This is a genomic window from Diaminobutyricibacter sp. McL0608, from assembly GCF_039613825.1.
Lineage (GTDB): Bacteria > Actinomycetota > Actinomycetes > Actinomycetales > Microbacteriaceae > Diaminobutyricibacter.
Map to the genome: position 1 here is coordinate 2,229,885 of NZ_CP154826.1, position 13,680 is coordinate 2,243,564.

General features: G+C 68.2%; 15 protein-coding genes. 8 read left to right on the forward strand and 7 right to left on the reverse strand.

Annotated features, from left to right (window positions below; genetic code table 11):
- The first annotated feature begins 47 nt into the window (after positions 1-47).
- The 3 genes from AAYO93_RS10560 to AAYO93_RS10570 all read left to right on the forward strand — a co-directional run bounded on the left by AAYO93_RS10560 (position 48) and on the right by AAYO93_RS10570 (position 4,018).
- The gene (locus AAYO93_RS10560; RefSeq protein WP_345761141.1) at positions 48-452 is read left to right on the forward strand and encodes a (deoxy)nucleoside triphosphate pyrophosphohydrolase; all 405 of its coding nucleotides are present in this window, start codon (positions 48-50) and stop codon (positions 450-452) included.
- Positions 453-525: 73 nt separating this feature from the next.
- The gene (locus AAYO93_RS10565; RefSeq protein WP_345761142.1) at positions 526-2,679 is read left to right on the forward strand and encodes a hypothetical protein; all 2,154 of its coding nucleotides are present in this window, start codon (positions 526-528) and stop codon (positions 2,677-2,679) included.
- Positions 2,672-4,018: a hypothetical protein gene (locus AAYO93_RS10570; protein ID WP_345761143.1), complete on the forward strand. Its 1,347-nt coding sequence runs from the start codon at positions 2,672-2,674 to the stop codon at positions 4,016-4,018. The genes AAYO93_RS10565 and AAYO93_RS10570 overlap by 8 nt, the downstream gene beginning before the upstream one ends.
- On the opposite strand, the gene AAYO93_RS10575 is transcribed toward AAYO93_RS10570, so the two are convergent.
- The 6 genes from AAYO93_RS10575 to AAYO93_RS10600 all read right to left on the reverse strand — a co-directional run bounded on the left by AAYO93_RS10575 (position 4,005) and on the right by AAYO93_RS10600 (position 7,833).
- Positions 4,005-5,147: a T6SS phospholipase effector Tle1-like catalytic domain-containing protein gene (locus AAYO93_RS10575; protein WP_345761144.1), complete on the reverse strand. Its 1,143-nt coding sequence runs from the start codon at positions 5,145-5,147 to the stop codon at positions 4,005-4,007. The genes AAYO93_RS10570 and AAYO93_RS10575 overlap by 14 nt on opposite strands.
- A 68-nt stretch (positions 5,148-5,215) precedes the next feature.
- Positions 5,216-5,665, reverse strand: coding sequence for an MSMEG_6728 family protein (locus AAYO93_RS10580; protein WP_345761145.1), 450 nt, complete (start codon positions 5,663-5,665; stop codon positions 5,216-5,218).
- A 22-nt stretch (positions 5,666-5,687) separates the two neighbouring features.
- Complete coding sequence (locus AAYO93_RS10585) at positions 5,688-6,245, reverse strand: DUF2510 domain-containing protein (RefSeq protein WP_345761146.1); 558 nt, start codon at positions 6,243-6,245, stop codon at positions 5,688-5,690.
- Between the two features lie 82 nt (positions 6,246-6,327).
- Complete coding sequence (locus AAYO93_RS10590) at positions 6,328-6,777, reverse strand: SRPBCC family protein (protein ID WP_345761147.1); 450 nt, start codon at positions 6,775-6,777, stop codon at positions 6,328-6,330.
- Between the two features lie 3 nt (positions 6,778-6,780).
- On the reverse strand, positions 6,781-7,218 hold the full coding sequence (locus AAYO93_RS10595; RefSeq protein WP_345761148.1) for a hypothetical protein: 438 nt from the start codon (positions 7,216-7,218) through the stop codon (positions 6,781-6,783).
- 39 nt (positions 7,219-7,257) lie between these two features.
- Positions 7,258-7,833, reverse strand: coding sequence for an HhH-GPD-type base excision DNA repair protein (locus AAYO93_RS10600; RefSeq protein WP_345761150.1), 576 nt, complete (start codon positions 7,831-7,833; stop codon positions 7,258-7,260).
- A 165-nt stretch (positions 7,834-7,998) separates the two neighbouring features.
- On the opposite strand from AAYO93_RS10600, the gene AAYO93_RS10605 reads away from it, so the two are divergent.
- Complete coding sequence (locus tag AAYO93_RS10605) at positions 7,999-8,358, forward strand: hypothetical protein (protein ID WP_345761151.1); 360 nt, start codon at positions 7,999-8,001, stop codon at positions 8,356-8,358.
- A gap of 18 nt (positions 8,359-8,376) precedes the next feature.
- On the opposite strand, the gene AAYO93_RS10610 is transcribed toward AAYO93_RS10605, so the two are convergent.
- Positions 8,377-8,712: a nuclear transport factor 2 family protein gene (locus tag AAYO93_RS10610; protein WP_345761152.1), complete on the reverse strand. Its 336-nt coding sequence runs from the start codon at positions 8,710-8,712 to the stop codon at positions 8,377-8,379.
- 151 nt (positions 8,713-8,863) lie between these two features.
- On the opposite strand from AAYO93_RS10610, the gene AAYO93_RS10615 reads away from it, so the two are divergent.
- From AAYO93_RS10615 to AAYO93_RS10630, 4 genes are all read left to right on the forward strand, one after another.
- Positions 8,864-9,805, forward strand: coding sequence for a quinone oxidoreductase family protein (locus tag AAYO93_RS10615; RefSeq protein ID WP_345761153.1), 942 nt, complete (start codon positions 8,864-8,866; stop codon positions 9,803-9,805).
- Between the two features lie 83 nt (positions 9,806-9,888).
- Complete coding sequence (locus tag AAYO93_RS10620) at positions 9,889-10,734, forward strand: NAD(P)-dependent oxidoreductase (protein ID WP_345761154.1); 846 nt, start codon at positions 9,889-9,891, stop codon at positions 10,732-10,734.
- Positions 10,735-10,787: 53 nt separating this feature from the next.
- Positions 10,788-12,563: a cell wall-binding repeat-containing protein gene (locus AAYO93_RS10625; protein ID WP_345761155.1), complete on the forward strand. Its 1,776-nt coding sequence runs from the start codon at positions 10,788-10,790 to the stop codon at positions 12,561-12,563.
- 62 nt (positions 12,564-12,625) lie between these two features.
- Positions 12,626-13,678, forward strand: coding sequence for an ATP-dependent DNA ligase (locus tag AAYO93_RS10630; RefSeq protein ID WP_345761156.1), 1,053 nt, complete (start codon positions 12,626-12,628; stop codon positions 13,676-13,678).
- Positions 13,679-13,680: the final 2 nt, after the last annotated feature.

Here is a 13,680-nt window from a genome sequence, read left to right on the forward strand (position 1 = left end):
GTACCGCGTGGGAGCGACAGGATGTGGATAAAGAGAAACGAGATCGGGTGACCCAGTCAATCCACGTCGTCGCGGCAGTGATCATCGCGGGCGACACGACTCTCGCATGCAGAAGGTCACCTGCGAAGTCAGAGGCAGGCAAATGGGAGTTCCCCGGCGGAAAGGTCGAACCCGGCGAGTCACCGGATGCCGCGCTCGTCCGCGAGCTTCGCGAGGAGTTGGATGTCGCCATCCGGGTAGGCGAACCGATCAGCAGGACAGAGACGCGAGTGGGCGACGTCACGATCGATCTGGACTCGTATCGAGCGACCATCGTCGGACCGCGCCCGACTTCGAGTACCGATCACGACGAGCTTCGCTGGACCGCGATCCCAGACCTCCGGCAGCTCGACTGGGCGGCACCTGACCTGCCGACCGTCGAAGCACTCATCTCGGCCGAAACGCACGATTGACTTGCCGAGCCGACGCTTCCCAAAACCCCGCCCGCCACGCCATGATCGAAACAGCACTTCTTGAGCAACACTCATGGTTGAGGACGAAGCGGAAGAGGGCATCATGGGGGATCCAGCCGACGCAGCCGGTAAAAACGACGCGGAAACGCCGCCGGCGTCCGTGCCCGAGCACGCGCATCCGCACGCCCCGGCGAAGCCGCACCCCAAAGCGGCCGACAAGCCGCCCCGCCAGCGCAACACGCCACCGGTCCGCCTCCCCGACCGACGCCTCCTCCGCACCTACGCCTTCGACCCGATGTCCACGCGGCTCTCCGGACGCTTTCTCACCCTCGACATCCCGTTCGAGCGCGGTCTCGACCCGGGGCCGTCGGGCGAACTCATCCAGGTGATCGACTACGACGCCGCACACGACGTCTGGTACCGGCCGGTCGACCTGAACGATCCGTCGATCCTCGCGCAGAGCGGGCTGGTCCCCTCCGAGTCCGACCCGCGAACCCACCAGCAGGTCGTGTATGCCGTCGCCATGAGCGTCATCGAGCGGTTCGAGCGGTTCGGCGGGCGGCGGTTCCGCTGGCGGGGCGGGCGGGAACTCCGCATCGTGCCCCACGCCTTCGAGGATCGCAATGCGTTCTTCGATCCGGAGCGTCGTGCGGTGCTCTTCGGCTACTACCGTGCCGACGAGCGCGACCCGGGCTCCAATCTTCCCGGCCAGGTGATGTTCACGTGCCTGAGTGTCGACGTCGTCGCTCATGAGGTGACGCACGCGATCGTGCACCGCATCCGCAAGTATTTCTCCGAGGCGACCAACCCCGACGTGTTCGCCTGGCATGAGGCGTTCGCCGATCTGGTCGCGCTGTTCCACCACTTCCTGTTTCCGCAGGTCGTCTCCGAGGCGGTCGCCAACTCCCGCGGCGAGCTCAAGAAGGGCTCGGCGCTTCTCGATCTGGCCCTCGAGTTCGGCGAGTCCACGGGTCGCGGGGCGGCGCTCCGTTCGGCCCTCGGCTCGCCGCGCACGCCGAAACAGTTCCTCAACGCGACGGAGCCGCACGAACGTGGGTCCTGCTTCGTCGCCGCCGTCTTCGACGCCTACCTCGACACCTACATCAACCAGATCTCCGACCTGCGGCGCATCGCGACCGGCGGAACCGGCGTGCTCCCCCCCGGCGCGCTTCCGCCCGATCTCGTCAAACGGGTCACCATCGAAGCCATCCGCAACGCGGACCGGCTGCTCGGGATGGTGGTGCGGGCATTCGAATACCTGCCTGTCGTCGACGTGACGTTCGGCGATGTGGTGCGCGGAATCGTCACGGCCGACCGCGCGCTCTACCCGGACGACGCGCTTCACCTGCGCACCAACCTCGTCGAAGCGCTGCGGCGGCGCGGCATCTACCCGCCGGCGGTCTCCTCCCTCGCGGAGGCGTCACTGGTCTGGCCGACCCCGCCGGCGCCGCTCAGCCTCACCATGGGCGACCACAACGTCGACCTCGCCCCGCTCATCGAGGATGCGACCCGCAACCTCGACACCTACGGCGAGGCGTCCACGATGGTCACCAGCGCGCAGGACGACGACCCGGAGGAGACGGCGATGGATGCGGACGCGCCACCGGAACCGCCGTCGGCCGAGCACAACTCCTCCACGGCGGTCGACCTCATCGCCTGGGGCAAGGCGCACGCCCACGAACTGGGCCTCGACCCCGAGCTGAAACTCGAACTCGTCGGGGTGCACGCGGTCTACGTGCAGGCATCCGACCTGCAGCCGCGCCCGATCGTGGTCGCGCAGTTCGCCCAGCGCCACGAAGAACTCGAAGACCAGGCGCTTCCTCGGGGCAAACGGGTCCCCATCCGGTCGGGAACCACCGTGATCGCACGGGTCGACGGCGAGGTCGTGCACCTCGTGCTCAAGCCGTTGCCGCTCACGAGACCCGAGGTGCTCGACGATCCGCACGCGTTCGAAGACCATCCGTACGGCGATGCGGTCCGCGCTTTCGCGCAGTCCTGCAACGAGATCGGGAAGAAGCGGGCGAAGGCACTGCAGAACTGGAGTGACCAGGTCACGTCGGCGGATGCGCTGGCCGCGTGGACGGACCAGCCCTCGCAGCTGCGCCTCACCTTCGCGCAACTCCACGCCGACCAGGAACTGCACTCGCTGATCGCCGCAAAGACGGCGGCAGAGCGCAGACGCAGGCACGGGCACGGGCACCACTGGCAGGGGGCCGACCATGTCTGACGCGACCGTCGCCAGCACGACCACCGCGACCACCGCCGCGACCACCGCCGAAACGACCGTCTCCGTCCGCATGTACAACGTGGGCTTCGGCGACTGCTTCGTCATCACAGTGAGCCGCGCCGACCAGGTCTGGCGGATGCTCGTGGACTGCGGGGTCCACAACCAGGGGCGCGCGAAAGTGGATGGGGTCTCCCGCACCATCGCAGACGTGGTCAAGGCGGTCATCGCCGACCTCGCCGCCGTCACCCCGGCAGGTTCTCCCCCACGCTTCGACGTGGTCGTCGCGACCCACCATCACCAGGACCACATCACCGGCTTCGCGGTGCCCGACTGGGAGGAAGTGCAGGTCGGCGAGGTCATCATCCCCTTTGTCGAGAACCCAGCGGACAAGGATGCGCAACTGCTGCGCAACTCGCTCGTCTCGACGGCTAACAAACTGAACGGGATCATCGAGGCGACCGCCAAACGCAAGGAGAAGAACGGCAGCGGCTTCACGGACGCGCTCTCGCTCGCCAACTCGTTCGCGATCAACTCGATGGGGAACGCCGCCGCAACCGACCGGCTCCTGCACCAGAACGGCAAGCACTTCCTCGAGCCGACGCACGACATCTTCTTCGCACCCGACCGCGATCCGGCGAAGAACATCCTGCCGACAACGATCGACGGGGTGAGCATCCACATCCTGGGACCGTCGCGTGACCCGAAGCAGCTGTCCCTCATGAATCCGCCCGCCTCAGCCGAATGGCTGCAGCTCGACCCCGACCAGGGCCTCGAGGATGACGACACTCCGGCGTTGTTCCCGGCGATCTACGTGGTCCCGGATGACGAGATCGTCGAGCTCCCCGACGAACTCACCCGGGCCGGCCCATCCCTCCGTCTGTCTCAGCTGGCCACGAGTGACGAGGCTCTCCTCGGGGCGGCGGCCGTGCTCGAGCGCTCCGTCAACAACACGAGCGTGTACTTCGTGCTCGACGTCGCAGGAACCCGACTGCTGTTCGTCGGCGATTCACAGGAGGGCGCATGGGACCACGTCCTCGGCAATGACGCGTCACGCGAGCTGGTGAGCAACGTGGCCTTCTACAAGATCGGCCACCATGGGTCGCACAACGCGACGCCGAAGTCGTTCGTGGATTCGGTGCTGGGCGACGGAGCCTACGCGATGCTTCCGTGGGGGCTGGTCAAGAAGTGGGCGGACACGATCCCGAAAGCGGAACTGCTCGCGGCCCTCGCCGAACACAAGACGCACGTGATCCGGGCGGATGCTCCGGTCGCAGAGACGCCCCAGATCGAAATCGGTCCGGGTCAGCTCTGGAGCCAGGTGACGTTCACGGTGCCGTAGGGGCGACAGGCGCGGATGCTGGGGCCGGCGCGGCCGGTGTCGTCGGTGAGGCCGGTGTCGTCGGTGCGGGCGCGACCTGGCCGGGCAGCGGGTTGAGAGTCTCCCAGGTGGGATCGGCCCACTGGATGGTCGGGGTGATGCGCGGCACGTAACCCGCCGCCCCCTCGATGCGGGCGCGCACGCTCGAATGGAGCACCGCATCCGACGGGATGGGACGCGTGCGGTCGATGAAGATCTTGTAGATCCACGGGTTCTTGTGAATGATCCCCTTGACGTTGTCGGCGCTGACCGTGCACGACTTCGCGTACGCGGGCGGCTCCACGAGCATCCCTTCTTCGACCGCGCCCTCCACGATCCACTTCAGCGACACCGCCGACAGGCGGCCGTCGTCGGGGAAGGTACCCCCCACATCCGTGTGCACGCCGGCGAACCAGACCTCTTCGAGCTGCGAGTCGTCGGTCGGCGTCACGAGGTATTCGCGGAACGGGCGGCGCTTCTCGTCGATCGACACCGCGTGCCGCACCCGCGCGTCGTTAACGAGCTTGCGCGTGTACGGCCACTTGATGTCCCACTTCAGGATGCCTGCCGCTTTCACCGTGTCGAACGCACCGAGGTAAGCGACTGGGACAGTCGTGCGCTGCCCGGTGACTTTGCGGGAAAAATTGGCCGTGAACTCGTCGATGTCGGCCCAGTGGTCTTTGTCGTCGCCTCGCTTGCGGGCGAACTCGGCGACGGCATACGGCACGAGATTCTCCGACCCGGGGTAAAGCAGGCCGATGGTCCGCAGCATGCCCGACAGCGCGCGGGCGGTGTATGCGCCACGGCTGAAGCCGAACAGGAAGATGCGGTCACCGGGGCTCCACTGCTGCATGAGCCAGGTGTACGCCTCGCCCAGGTTCTGGCGCAGGCCGTTGCCGAACGCGAGACCGCCGACCCGGGACAGCCCGCGGGCCAGCGCGCCCCAGGATGCGGCCGACGAGAACGTTCCGACACCGGGATCGTAATAGGCGATCTGCTTGTCCGGATCGCTCAGGTCGAGCATCGAGAAGATCTTGATGACGTTCGAATCCCCGGTCGCGCGCGGCTGGGCGCCTGTTCCGTCAAGACAGATCACCAGGTTCTTGCCCATCGGACACCTCCGCACGTCGCCGTGAAGCTCGGTTGGGTTACACGGTAGTGGCGCGGCACCCGCGGTGGCTAGAGGTAACGCTCCGGGTGCTTACTCGGCCAGATGTACGGCAGGTCGGGCGGCACCCCGGAAAAGAGCGGGGCGTAGAAGGCGGGGTCCTTGCGGATCAGGTTCGACTGATGGCTTCGGTGGAGTTCGTCGTCGCCGATCCACCGGGGCAGTTCGAGCTCGTCCTGTCCGACGGCGTCGACCTCTGGGGCGAATGGCAGGACCTGGTCGCGAACGCTGTCAGGGCGCCCCTGGGCGATCCACTCATCCGCCATCACCAGCGTGTATTTCGTCAGCGCGGGGACATACCCGCGCCACATCGTCGTCGCCGGGTGGTGCTGCCAGCCGTACGTCGGGATCGTCACCGCCCGCAGGAGCTGCAGCCCTTCCACGCGCTGCTTGCCGAGTCGCGCACGATCGAGTACACGCGCACTCTCGAGGAAGGACGAATAGGGCAGGAACGTCTGCATCACCCGCCAGCGTACGCCCGGATCAGCCGAACGTGTCGAGCACGACCCTCAGGGCGAGACCTGCGAGCGGGATGCTGAAGGCGAAGACGAGGCCGAAGGCGAGTCCGGTGAGCCCGGGCCCGAGGCCGTGATACGTCCGGACCCGGAAGAAGCTCACGGCGGCGTACAGGATGGCCATGATCGCGATGCCGGTGCCGACGAGGCACAGCGCGACGGAGATCCAGCCGAGCACCCCGTAGGGCGATACGCGCCAGGCCAGGTCGGCGCACACCACGGTGACGACGAAGAGTATGGCGGCCGCAGCCCCGCAATTGAGACTGCGGTAGGCGAGCACGTTGCGCAGGCGCCCGCGGCCGACGACACCCGTGGCGACGCCCCCGGTGATGACGCCGGGCCGCTGTGGGGCGTAGCCGTCGTCGTCCTCTTCCACCGGCTGAGCATCCTCGGCGATGATCTCGGACACCGACCGCGTGCTCTCACGCGTGTGCTCGCTCCACGTCGCGCCCGTCCACCAGCGCTCGCCGAGGGGGCCGGTCGGGTCGGGGTACCAGCCGGCTTCGGGAGCGGGAGCGTCTGTCATGCAGCGGCCTTTCGTAGAACACAATGCCTCAACAGGCTAGTGAGCCGCGCATCCGCGTCACGAGCCCCAGAGCGCGGGCCACTCACTCCCCGGTGCCGCCCTCGAGGTACTCCTTCAGCCTCGTCATCATGCGCTGGTTCTCTTTCACGGTCGTCCGGACGACGATCGGATGAAGGGCGGCGAGAAACCCGCCGGTCACGATCTCGCCGGTCCTGACCACGCGTGTCCCTTCGGGTACCGGCGCGAGTTCGTAGCTGATCGTGATGGCCAGGTGGCCGTCGGACCGGGCCTGGTGGAAGACGAGTAGGTGATCGGGCTCGCATCGGACCACGGTCCCGTGCATCTGCATTCCCTGGATCTCGTCCGTGTAGGTCGTTCCTTCGACGATCGGGTCGTCGGAGATCCGCACGGTCGCGTGGTAGGTGCTCGACGGGTCCAGCCAGGCCCCGAATCCGGGCAGGTCGGCCAGGAGGGCGAAGACCGCGCTCGGCGGTCGCGCGACATCGGTCGTGATCGTCCGGATGGACTTCATGCCTCAGCCTTCGCCGGACGACCCCAGGTCTGCCGATCCGACATAGCGGTAGAGCACCCGGCCTCCGCGCTCCCACCGGCCTTTCTCGAGCGTGAACTCGGCGGCGAGGTTGTCGGCACCGTAGGTTCCGATGTCCCGGATGACCGGCGCGGGCTCTCCGCCGGACAACGACTCGATCGACTCCCGGTAGATGGTTCCGTCCGGGTTCACGAGCACCGCCGTGTAATGGCTGGATTCGCGCAGGTCGGCGACCGGATACCAGTCACGGTGGTCGATCTGCACCGTCGCCGTCGGGTCCAGGTCGCTCTTCGGACGCACACCGGTGGCCACTCCATCCACCCAGCGCTCGCCGTCGTAGTAGCTGTACAGGTTGCCGATGGGGGCTTCGAAGTCCTCGTCGTCGCAGTCGGAGGTGTTCAGGTGCGCGAGCGGGCTGGTCATGTGGCCGATGGTACTGCCGACAGGCGACCGGCGAAAGGGTCAGCCGTTCTTCGCCGCCGCCTTCGCCGCCCGCTTGAACTCGCGCACGCGGGTGAGGGATTCGGGGTCGACGATGTCAGCCACCGACCGGTACGAGCCCTTCTCACCGTAGGGAGCCGCGGCATCCTGCCAACCGGCCGCGGACACCCCGTACTGCTTGCCCAGCAGGGCGAGGAAGATCTTCGCCTTCTGCTCGCCGAACCCCGGAAGCGCCTTCAGCCGCGCAAGCACCTCGGCACCGTCGGGGTCGCCCTGCGTCCAGATAGCGGATGCGTCGCCGCCCCAGTCGGCGACGAGCGCCCCGCAGAGCGACTGGATGCGGCCTGCCATCGACCCGGGAAACCGGTGAACAGACGGCGGCTGCTTCATGATGGCGAGGAATGCGTCGGGGTCGTACGCGGCGAGCGTCGCCGCATCGAGGCCCCCCATCCGATCGCGCAGTTTCGCGGGACCCGAGAACGCCGTCTCCATGGGGATCTGCTGGTCGAGCTGCATGCCGATGAGCAGCGCGAGCGGGTCGGTCGACAGGAGGGCATCCGCCTCGGCGTCGCCGGTGATGTGAAGGTCGTTGGCCATTCATCCATCGTGGCACCGACCGGCAACACGGACCAACCGTCGCCTGCGAAGCTGTGGGAGACAGAGGCCTGTGGAGTCCGCATCCCCTGTGTTGGGGCTGACCGCCACCGGCGGTTGCTGAAAGGCTGGATCGATGGCGACCGGCAACCGACCCCGAGTCACGCCATGACTACGCGCGCATCCCTCTGGTCCATACGTACCGAGGCACCGAATCCGCTCCCGACGATCCTCCTCCTCACGGTCGCTTCGATCCTGCTCGTACCCCTCGCCGCTCTCTGCATCGTCGGCTGGCTTCTCGCTCCAGGCGTCGACGTCCGCGAACCGGAGAGCGTCGCGAGTGGGGTCCAGCTGACCCTCGCACTGGCCTGGTTCGTGCCGTTCCTCGGCACCGTTGCTGCAGACCTGATCTCGTTCGCGCTCTACCGTCGCAGGCGCGACCCGGTACTCGTCGGCGCGGCCGCGCTCGTGCTCGTCCTCGCCGGGTGGGCTGTCAGTCTGACGGTGCCCGCCATCCTCATCGCCTAGTCGACGCGACCGGCGCTCTCAGGCCGTGATGGTCATCCGCGTGATGGCGTCGGAGGCGACCAGGAACGTGAACGTCGACGGACCGTTGAACCCGCTGCCGCCCACGCGTGCCCGGACGGCGACCCCGTCGGGGATCTCCACGAACACCAGGTCGTCGAGCGTGACGTGCAGTCCGATGAACTCGCGGTCGCTCCAGTCACGGATCTCGTCCCGTCCGGTGAACACCCGCCCCCAGTCGTCGACGGTGCCCGATGCGGCGAAGGCGTCGAGGAACCGCTCGGTGTCGTGGGCGTTCGCGGCCTCGATGGCTTCACTCACCACCGCCGGCACGCCCTCGGGGACATGGATGCGCATGCACCCAGTGTGGGTCACGTAGCCCCCGAAAAGGGGGAAGCAGCGCGCGCGTCGTGGCGCGTTTCGGGGCTCTGGCAGCGATTCGGACTATCCGAAGGGGTCTCGAGGTTGTCAGATGGAGACGAAACCCAGACAGAAACGGAGCGAGTTCATGGCGCGAGTTGTGCAGTACGAAAAGGTGGGCGGGCCGGAGGAACTTCAGATCGTCGAAGTGCCGACCCCCATCCCGGGCGACGACGAGGTCCTCGTCGAAGTGAAGGCGGTCGGCATCAACCCGGTCGATCTGAAGCAGCGCTCCGGCCGGCGCGCCACCGCTGCCACCGGACCGCGGCGGATCGGCTCGGATGCGGCAGGCATCGTCGCGGCGACCGGTTCGGCGGTCGACGGATGGGCGGTTGGCGATGACGTGATCGTGCGGGGCGCGCGCGGTGCGTACGCGACACATGTCGTCGCATCCCCCGGCCAGCTGGTGCGCAAGCCGGATTCCGTCTCGTGGGAGCAGGCAGCAGCGATCGGAGTTCCGGTGAGCACGGCCTACCAGGTGCTGAAGTCGCTGGGGGTCGGACCCGGCACCACTCTTCTCCTCCACGCCGGCTCGGGAGCGGTGGGGACGGCGGCCATCCAGTTCGCGACGGCGTGGGGCGCGATGGTCATCGCCACAGGAAGCGAGGCGAGCCAGGTACGGATGCGCGACCTCGGCGCGATCCCGACGACCTATGGTCCGGGACTCGTCGGGCGCGTGCGCACGCTCGCGCCCGGTGGGGTGGATGTCGTGCTCGACGCAGCAGGAACCGACGAAGCGCTCGACGCGTCCTTCGAACTCGTGCCAGACCGCTCGCGCATCGGGACCATCGTCGTCGGAGCCAAGGCCGCCGATCTGGGGATCCGCGCGTGGGCCGGGGGAAGCCCCGTGCCGCTGACGCCCGGGGAGCAGGCGTTGCGCGCCGAAGCGATCGACGTGGTGGTCGGGCTGCTGGAGCGCGGCGAATTCCAGGTCGAGGTGGCACGCGTCTACCCGCTCGACGAGGTCGTCGCCGCCCACCGCGACCTCGAGTCCGGCGCCGTCTCGGGCAAGGTCGTTCTCGTCCCCTGACGCCTGCTGCCGAGGAGGGTGAGGCACGGAGCGCGCTTGTACACGGGGGCGATCGGGCGTGGAATGGGTCCGGGAGGCTGATCATGAGAATCTCATTCATCGGGCTGGGGCGGATGGGCCGCGAGCTCGTCGTCCACCTGATCGACGCCGGGCACGAGGTGACGGTCTGGAATCGCAGCGCTCCGGCAGCTGAGGAGATCGGCGCGCGCGGCGCCACGGTCGCCCAGAGCGCTGCGGCGGCGGTGGCCGACGCGGAGGTCGTCGTCACCGCACTGTTCGGACCCGACACCGTACGCGAGGTCGTCGTGAACGCCGGCCTCCCGTTCGCGTCCTCGGCTCTGTGGATCGATGTCACCACGGTCGCGCCCGGCGACGCCGCCGCCTTCGCGGCCTGGGCGTCTGACGCCGATGTGCGCTACGTGCACTCCCCCGTGATCGGCTCGCTCGCGCCTGCCCGGGCCGGGCGGCTGGCTGTGCTCGTCGGCGGCGAAGCGGATGCAGCGAAAGAGGCTGCGGGGATCGTGTCGGTCTGGTCCGACCCCGACAAACTGCGGATGGTGGACAGCGCACCGAAGGCAGCGACCGGCAAGCTGATCGCCAATCTCGCGCTCGCGGTCTCGATGGAGGGCGTCGTCGAGGCGCTCCGGCTCGGCCACTCGAACGGCCTGAGCACCGAGGACGTACTCTCCACGCTCGCACTGACGACGCTCGCGCCCCTCGCGGCGTTCAAGGGCGATGTCATCCGCGATCGCTCGTTCGACGACACCCAGTTCTCGGTCGACCTGCTCCTCAAGGACACACGCCTGATGATCGCCAGCAGCCGGTCGCCGCTCCCCACGGTGTCCGTGGTGCACGAAGCGCTGGAGGACGCCTCCCGCGACGACCGGGGCGCGAAGGACATCGCGGTTCTCGCCGAGCGCGACGCCTGACCGATCCCCCACCCGAACTGATTACTTGTATTTGCCTGTCCCGATTGGCTTTCATGCGCTTGCCCCTGGCTCTTTTCGCCGCGCCCCTGCTCGTGGCGTCCCTGTTCACCTCTGTCACGCCCGCAACGGCGGCCGACCTGAATGGGAGTGCATCGGCTGCCACCGTGCTCGCCCAGCTCACGGTCGCCCCCGCAGACCCGACCGGCTACGACCGCACCCTGTTCGTGCACTGGATCGACGCCGACGCCAACGGCTGCGACACGCGCAAAGAGGTGCTGATCCGCGACTCGACGACACCCGTGACCAAGGCCAGCGGATGTTCGCTGACAGGTGGAACCTGGACCTCCTGGTACGACGGCGCGAGCTGGACCAACCCATCGGACGTCGACATCGACCACCTGGTGCCGCTCGGCGAGGCGTGGGCGTCGGGCGCCAGTTCGTGGACTCCCGATCAGCGCCGTGCCTACGCGAACGACCTCGCCCTCCCCGTCGCTCTCCAGGCGGTCACCGACAATGTCAACCAGTCGAAGGGCGATCGCGATCCGGCCCAGTGGATGCCCCCTCTCCCGGGCGTGGCGTGTGAGTACGCCACCGACTGGGTGCTCGTGAAGTACCGCTGGAACCTCACCATCGACACTGCCGAGCAGGCGACCCTCTCCGGCATCCTGTCGGGCACCTGCGGCGACACCGTCGTCGCTGTCCCGGCGAAGGCGGGCACCACCGTGAACGCAGGCGTGGGACGTCTCGCCGGCGCGGACCGCTATGCGACCGCGGTCGCCGTCTCGGGTCAGTACCCCACCGGCGTGCCTGTCGCGTACATCGCGTCGGGCGCGAACTTCCCGGATGCGCTCAGTGCGGCACCGGCTGCCGCCAAGCAGGGCGGACCGCTCCTTCTCACCGCCCCCGGCTCACTGCCCGCCGTCGTCCGCACCGAGTTGCAGCGGCTCGCTCCCGACACGATCGTCGTCGCGGGCGGACCGGGCAGCGTGTCGGATGCGGTGTTCACCGAACTGAGCATGCTGGCCCCGCACATCCGTCGCGACGCCGGCGCGAGCCGTTACGCGACATCGATCGCGGTCAATACCGCAGCGTTCCCCGGTGGTTCCGCAGCCGTGTTCGTGGCCACCGGCCGGAACTTCCCTGATGCTCTGGGCGCATCGGCCGCTGCCGGAGCGCAGGGCGAGCCTGTGCTGCTCGTCGACGGCGCCGCCGGAGCGATCGACCAGCCCACGCTGGATCTGATGACGACACTCGGGGTCGCCACCGTGTCGATCGCCGGCGGGACAGGCGTCGTCTCGACCGGCATCGAGAATCAGCTTCGGTCCCGCCTGGGCTCAGCGAACGTCGTGAGACTGGCCGGTGCTGACCGCTACCACACCGCGAGCGCGATCAACCGGGCCACCTTCACCAGCTCGGCGACCGTCTACCTCGCCGCCGGAACCGGGTTCGCGGACGCCCTGGCCGGGGCAGCCCTCGCAGGCCGTGACCACGACGCACTGTACGTCGTGCCCGGCACCTGCGTACCCGATTTCATCAAGACGGACCTGACGGCGCTCGGCACGACGAAGCGTGTACTCCTGGGCGGCACGGGCACGCTCAGTGCGGGCGTCGCCAACTTCACGACCTGCGCGACTCCTCCGCCGCCTGCTCCTCCGAAGCCGCCGGCACCCCCGACGAAGCCTGGCAACCCCGGCGACACGAAGAACTGCACGGACTTCGCGACGCATGCCGCGGCTCAGGCGTGGTTCAACAAGTACTTCCCGTACTACGGCGACGTGGCGCACCTCGACTCCGACCACGACGGGATCGCCTGCGAGAGCCTGCCCTAGCGTTTCGGCCGCCGGGCGCCCCACCGCTGGCGCGGGCGACCCGGCTGCGGCAAGATCGAGCCATGGAACCCTCGGTATCGTCTCCCGTCGCTCCGATGCTCGCGAAGGCGGTCGACGCCGTCCCTGAACAGGACAGCGTCGCCGGCGGCCTCAGCTTCGAACCGAAATGGGACGGCTTCCGCGCGATCGTCTATTACGACGGGGACACCGTCGAGATCGGCAGCCGCGGCTCCAAGATGCTCACACGCTATTTCCCCGAGCTGACGGAGGCGTTCGCCCGGCTCCTGCCGGGTCCCTGCGTGCTCGACGGCGAGATCGTGGTGCCCACCGGCGCAGCGGGCAGCGAACGGCTCGACTGGGAGGCGCTGTCGCAGCGCATCCACCCCGCCGCCAGCCGCGTGCAGAAGCTGGCGGTCGAGACGCCCGCGATGTTCGTCGCCTTCGACCTGCTCGCAGAGGGCGACAGGAACCTCACGGGCGTGCCGTTCGGTGAGCGCCGCGCGGAGCTGGAGCGCCTGATCGGTCCGCTGCCGCATCCGCTGCACCTGACCCGCACGACGACGGATGTGGACCTCGCCCGCCGCTGGCTGGTCGAGTTCGAGGGTGCCGGGCTCGACGGAGTCGTGGCCAAGCCGCTGTCGTCGGCCTACGCGCCGAACAAGCGGGTCATGCTGAAGATCAAGCACCACCGGACGGCGGATGTCGTCGTGATCGGATACCGCATCCACTCGAGCGGGCGCGGCGTCGGTTCACTGCTGCTCGGTCTCTACGACAGCGACGGCCAGTTACGCAGTGTCGGCGGCGCGTCGGCCTTCAGCGACGCGCGGCGCCTGGAACTGATCGACGAACTCGACCCGTTGGTCGAACGGGATGCGGACGGCGAGATCGTCAAGGGCGAAGGCGAGCGCAGCCGCTTCTCGTCGGGCAAGGACGTGTCGTTCGTACGACTTCGACCAGAACGCGTCGTCGAGGTGCGGTACGACCAGATGGAGGGGATGCGCTTCCGTCACACGGCGCAGTTCGACCGCTGGCGCCCCGATCGCGAGGCGCGCTCCTGCACGTTCGAGCAGCTCGACCGCCCGATCGCCTACGACCTCAGCCAGGTCATCAGCTGAGC

Excerpts from the sequence above, each read along its gene's own strand:
- AAYO93_RS10565 (WP_345761142.1), top strand. The coding sequence starts at position 526 with ATGGTTGAGGACGAAGCGGAAGAGGGCATCATGGGGGATCCAGCCGAC.
- AAYO93_RS10570 (WP_345761143.1), top strand. The coding sequence starts at position 2,672 with ATGTCTGACGCGACCGTCGCCAGCACGACCACCGCGACCACCGCCGCG.
- AAYO93_RS10575 (WP_345761144.1), bottom strand. The coding sequence starts at position 5,147 with ATGGGCAAGAACCTGGTGATCTGTCTTGACGGAACAGGCGCCCAGCCG.
- AAYO93_RS10580 (WP_345761145.1), bottom strand. The coding sequence starts at position 5,665 with ATGCAGACGTTCCTGCCCTATTCGTCCTTCCTCGAGAGTGCGCGTGTA.
- AAYO93_RS10585 (WP_345761146.1), bottom strand. The coding sequence starts at position 6,245 with ATGACAGACGCTCCCGCTCCCGAAGCCGGCTGGTACCCCGACCCGACC.
- AAYO93_RS10590 (WP_345761147.1), bottom strand. The coding sequence starts at position 6,777 with ATGAAGTCCATCCGGACGATCACGACCGATGTCGCGCGACCGCCGAGC.
- AAYO93_RS10595 (WP_345761148.1), bottom strand. The coding sequence starts at position 7,218 with ATGACCAGCCCGCTCGCGCACCTGAACACCTCCGACTGCGACGACGAG.
- AAYO93_RS10600 (WP_345761150.1), bottom strand. The coding sequence starts at position 7,833 with ATGGCCAACGACCTTCACATCACCGGCGACGCCGAGGCGGATGCCCTC.
- AAYO93_RS10605 (WP_345761151.1), top strand. The coding sequence starts at position 7,999 with ATGACTACGCGCGCATCCCTCTGGTCCATACGTACCGAGGCACCGAAT.
- AAYO93_RS10610 (WP_345761152.1), bottom strand. The coding sequence starts at position 8,712 with ATGCGCATCCATGTCCCCGAGGGCGTGCCGGCGGTGGTGAGTGAAGCC.
- AAYO93_RS10615 (WP_345761153.1), top strand. The coding sequence starts at position 8,864 with ATGGCGCGAGTTGTGCAGTACGAAAAGGTGGGCGGGCCGGAGGAACTT.
- AAYO93_RS10620 (WP_345761154.1), top strand. The coding sequence starts at position 9,889 with ATGAGAATCTCATTCATCGGGCTGGGGCGGATGGGCCGCGAGCTCGTC.
- AAYO93_RS10625 (WP_345761155.1), top strand. The coding sequence starts at position 10,788 with ATGCGCTTGCCCCTGGCTCTTTTCGCCGCGCCCCTGCTCGTGGCGTCC.
- AAYO93_RS10630 (WP_345761156.1), top strand. The coding sequence starts at position 12,626 with ATGGAACCCTCGGTATCGTCTCCCGTCGCTCCGATGCTCGCGAAGGCG.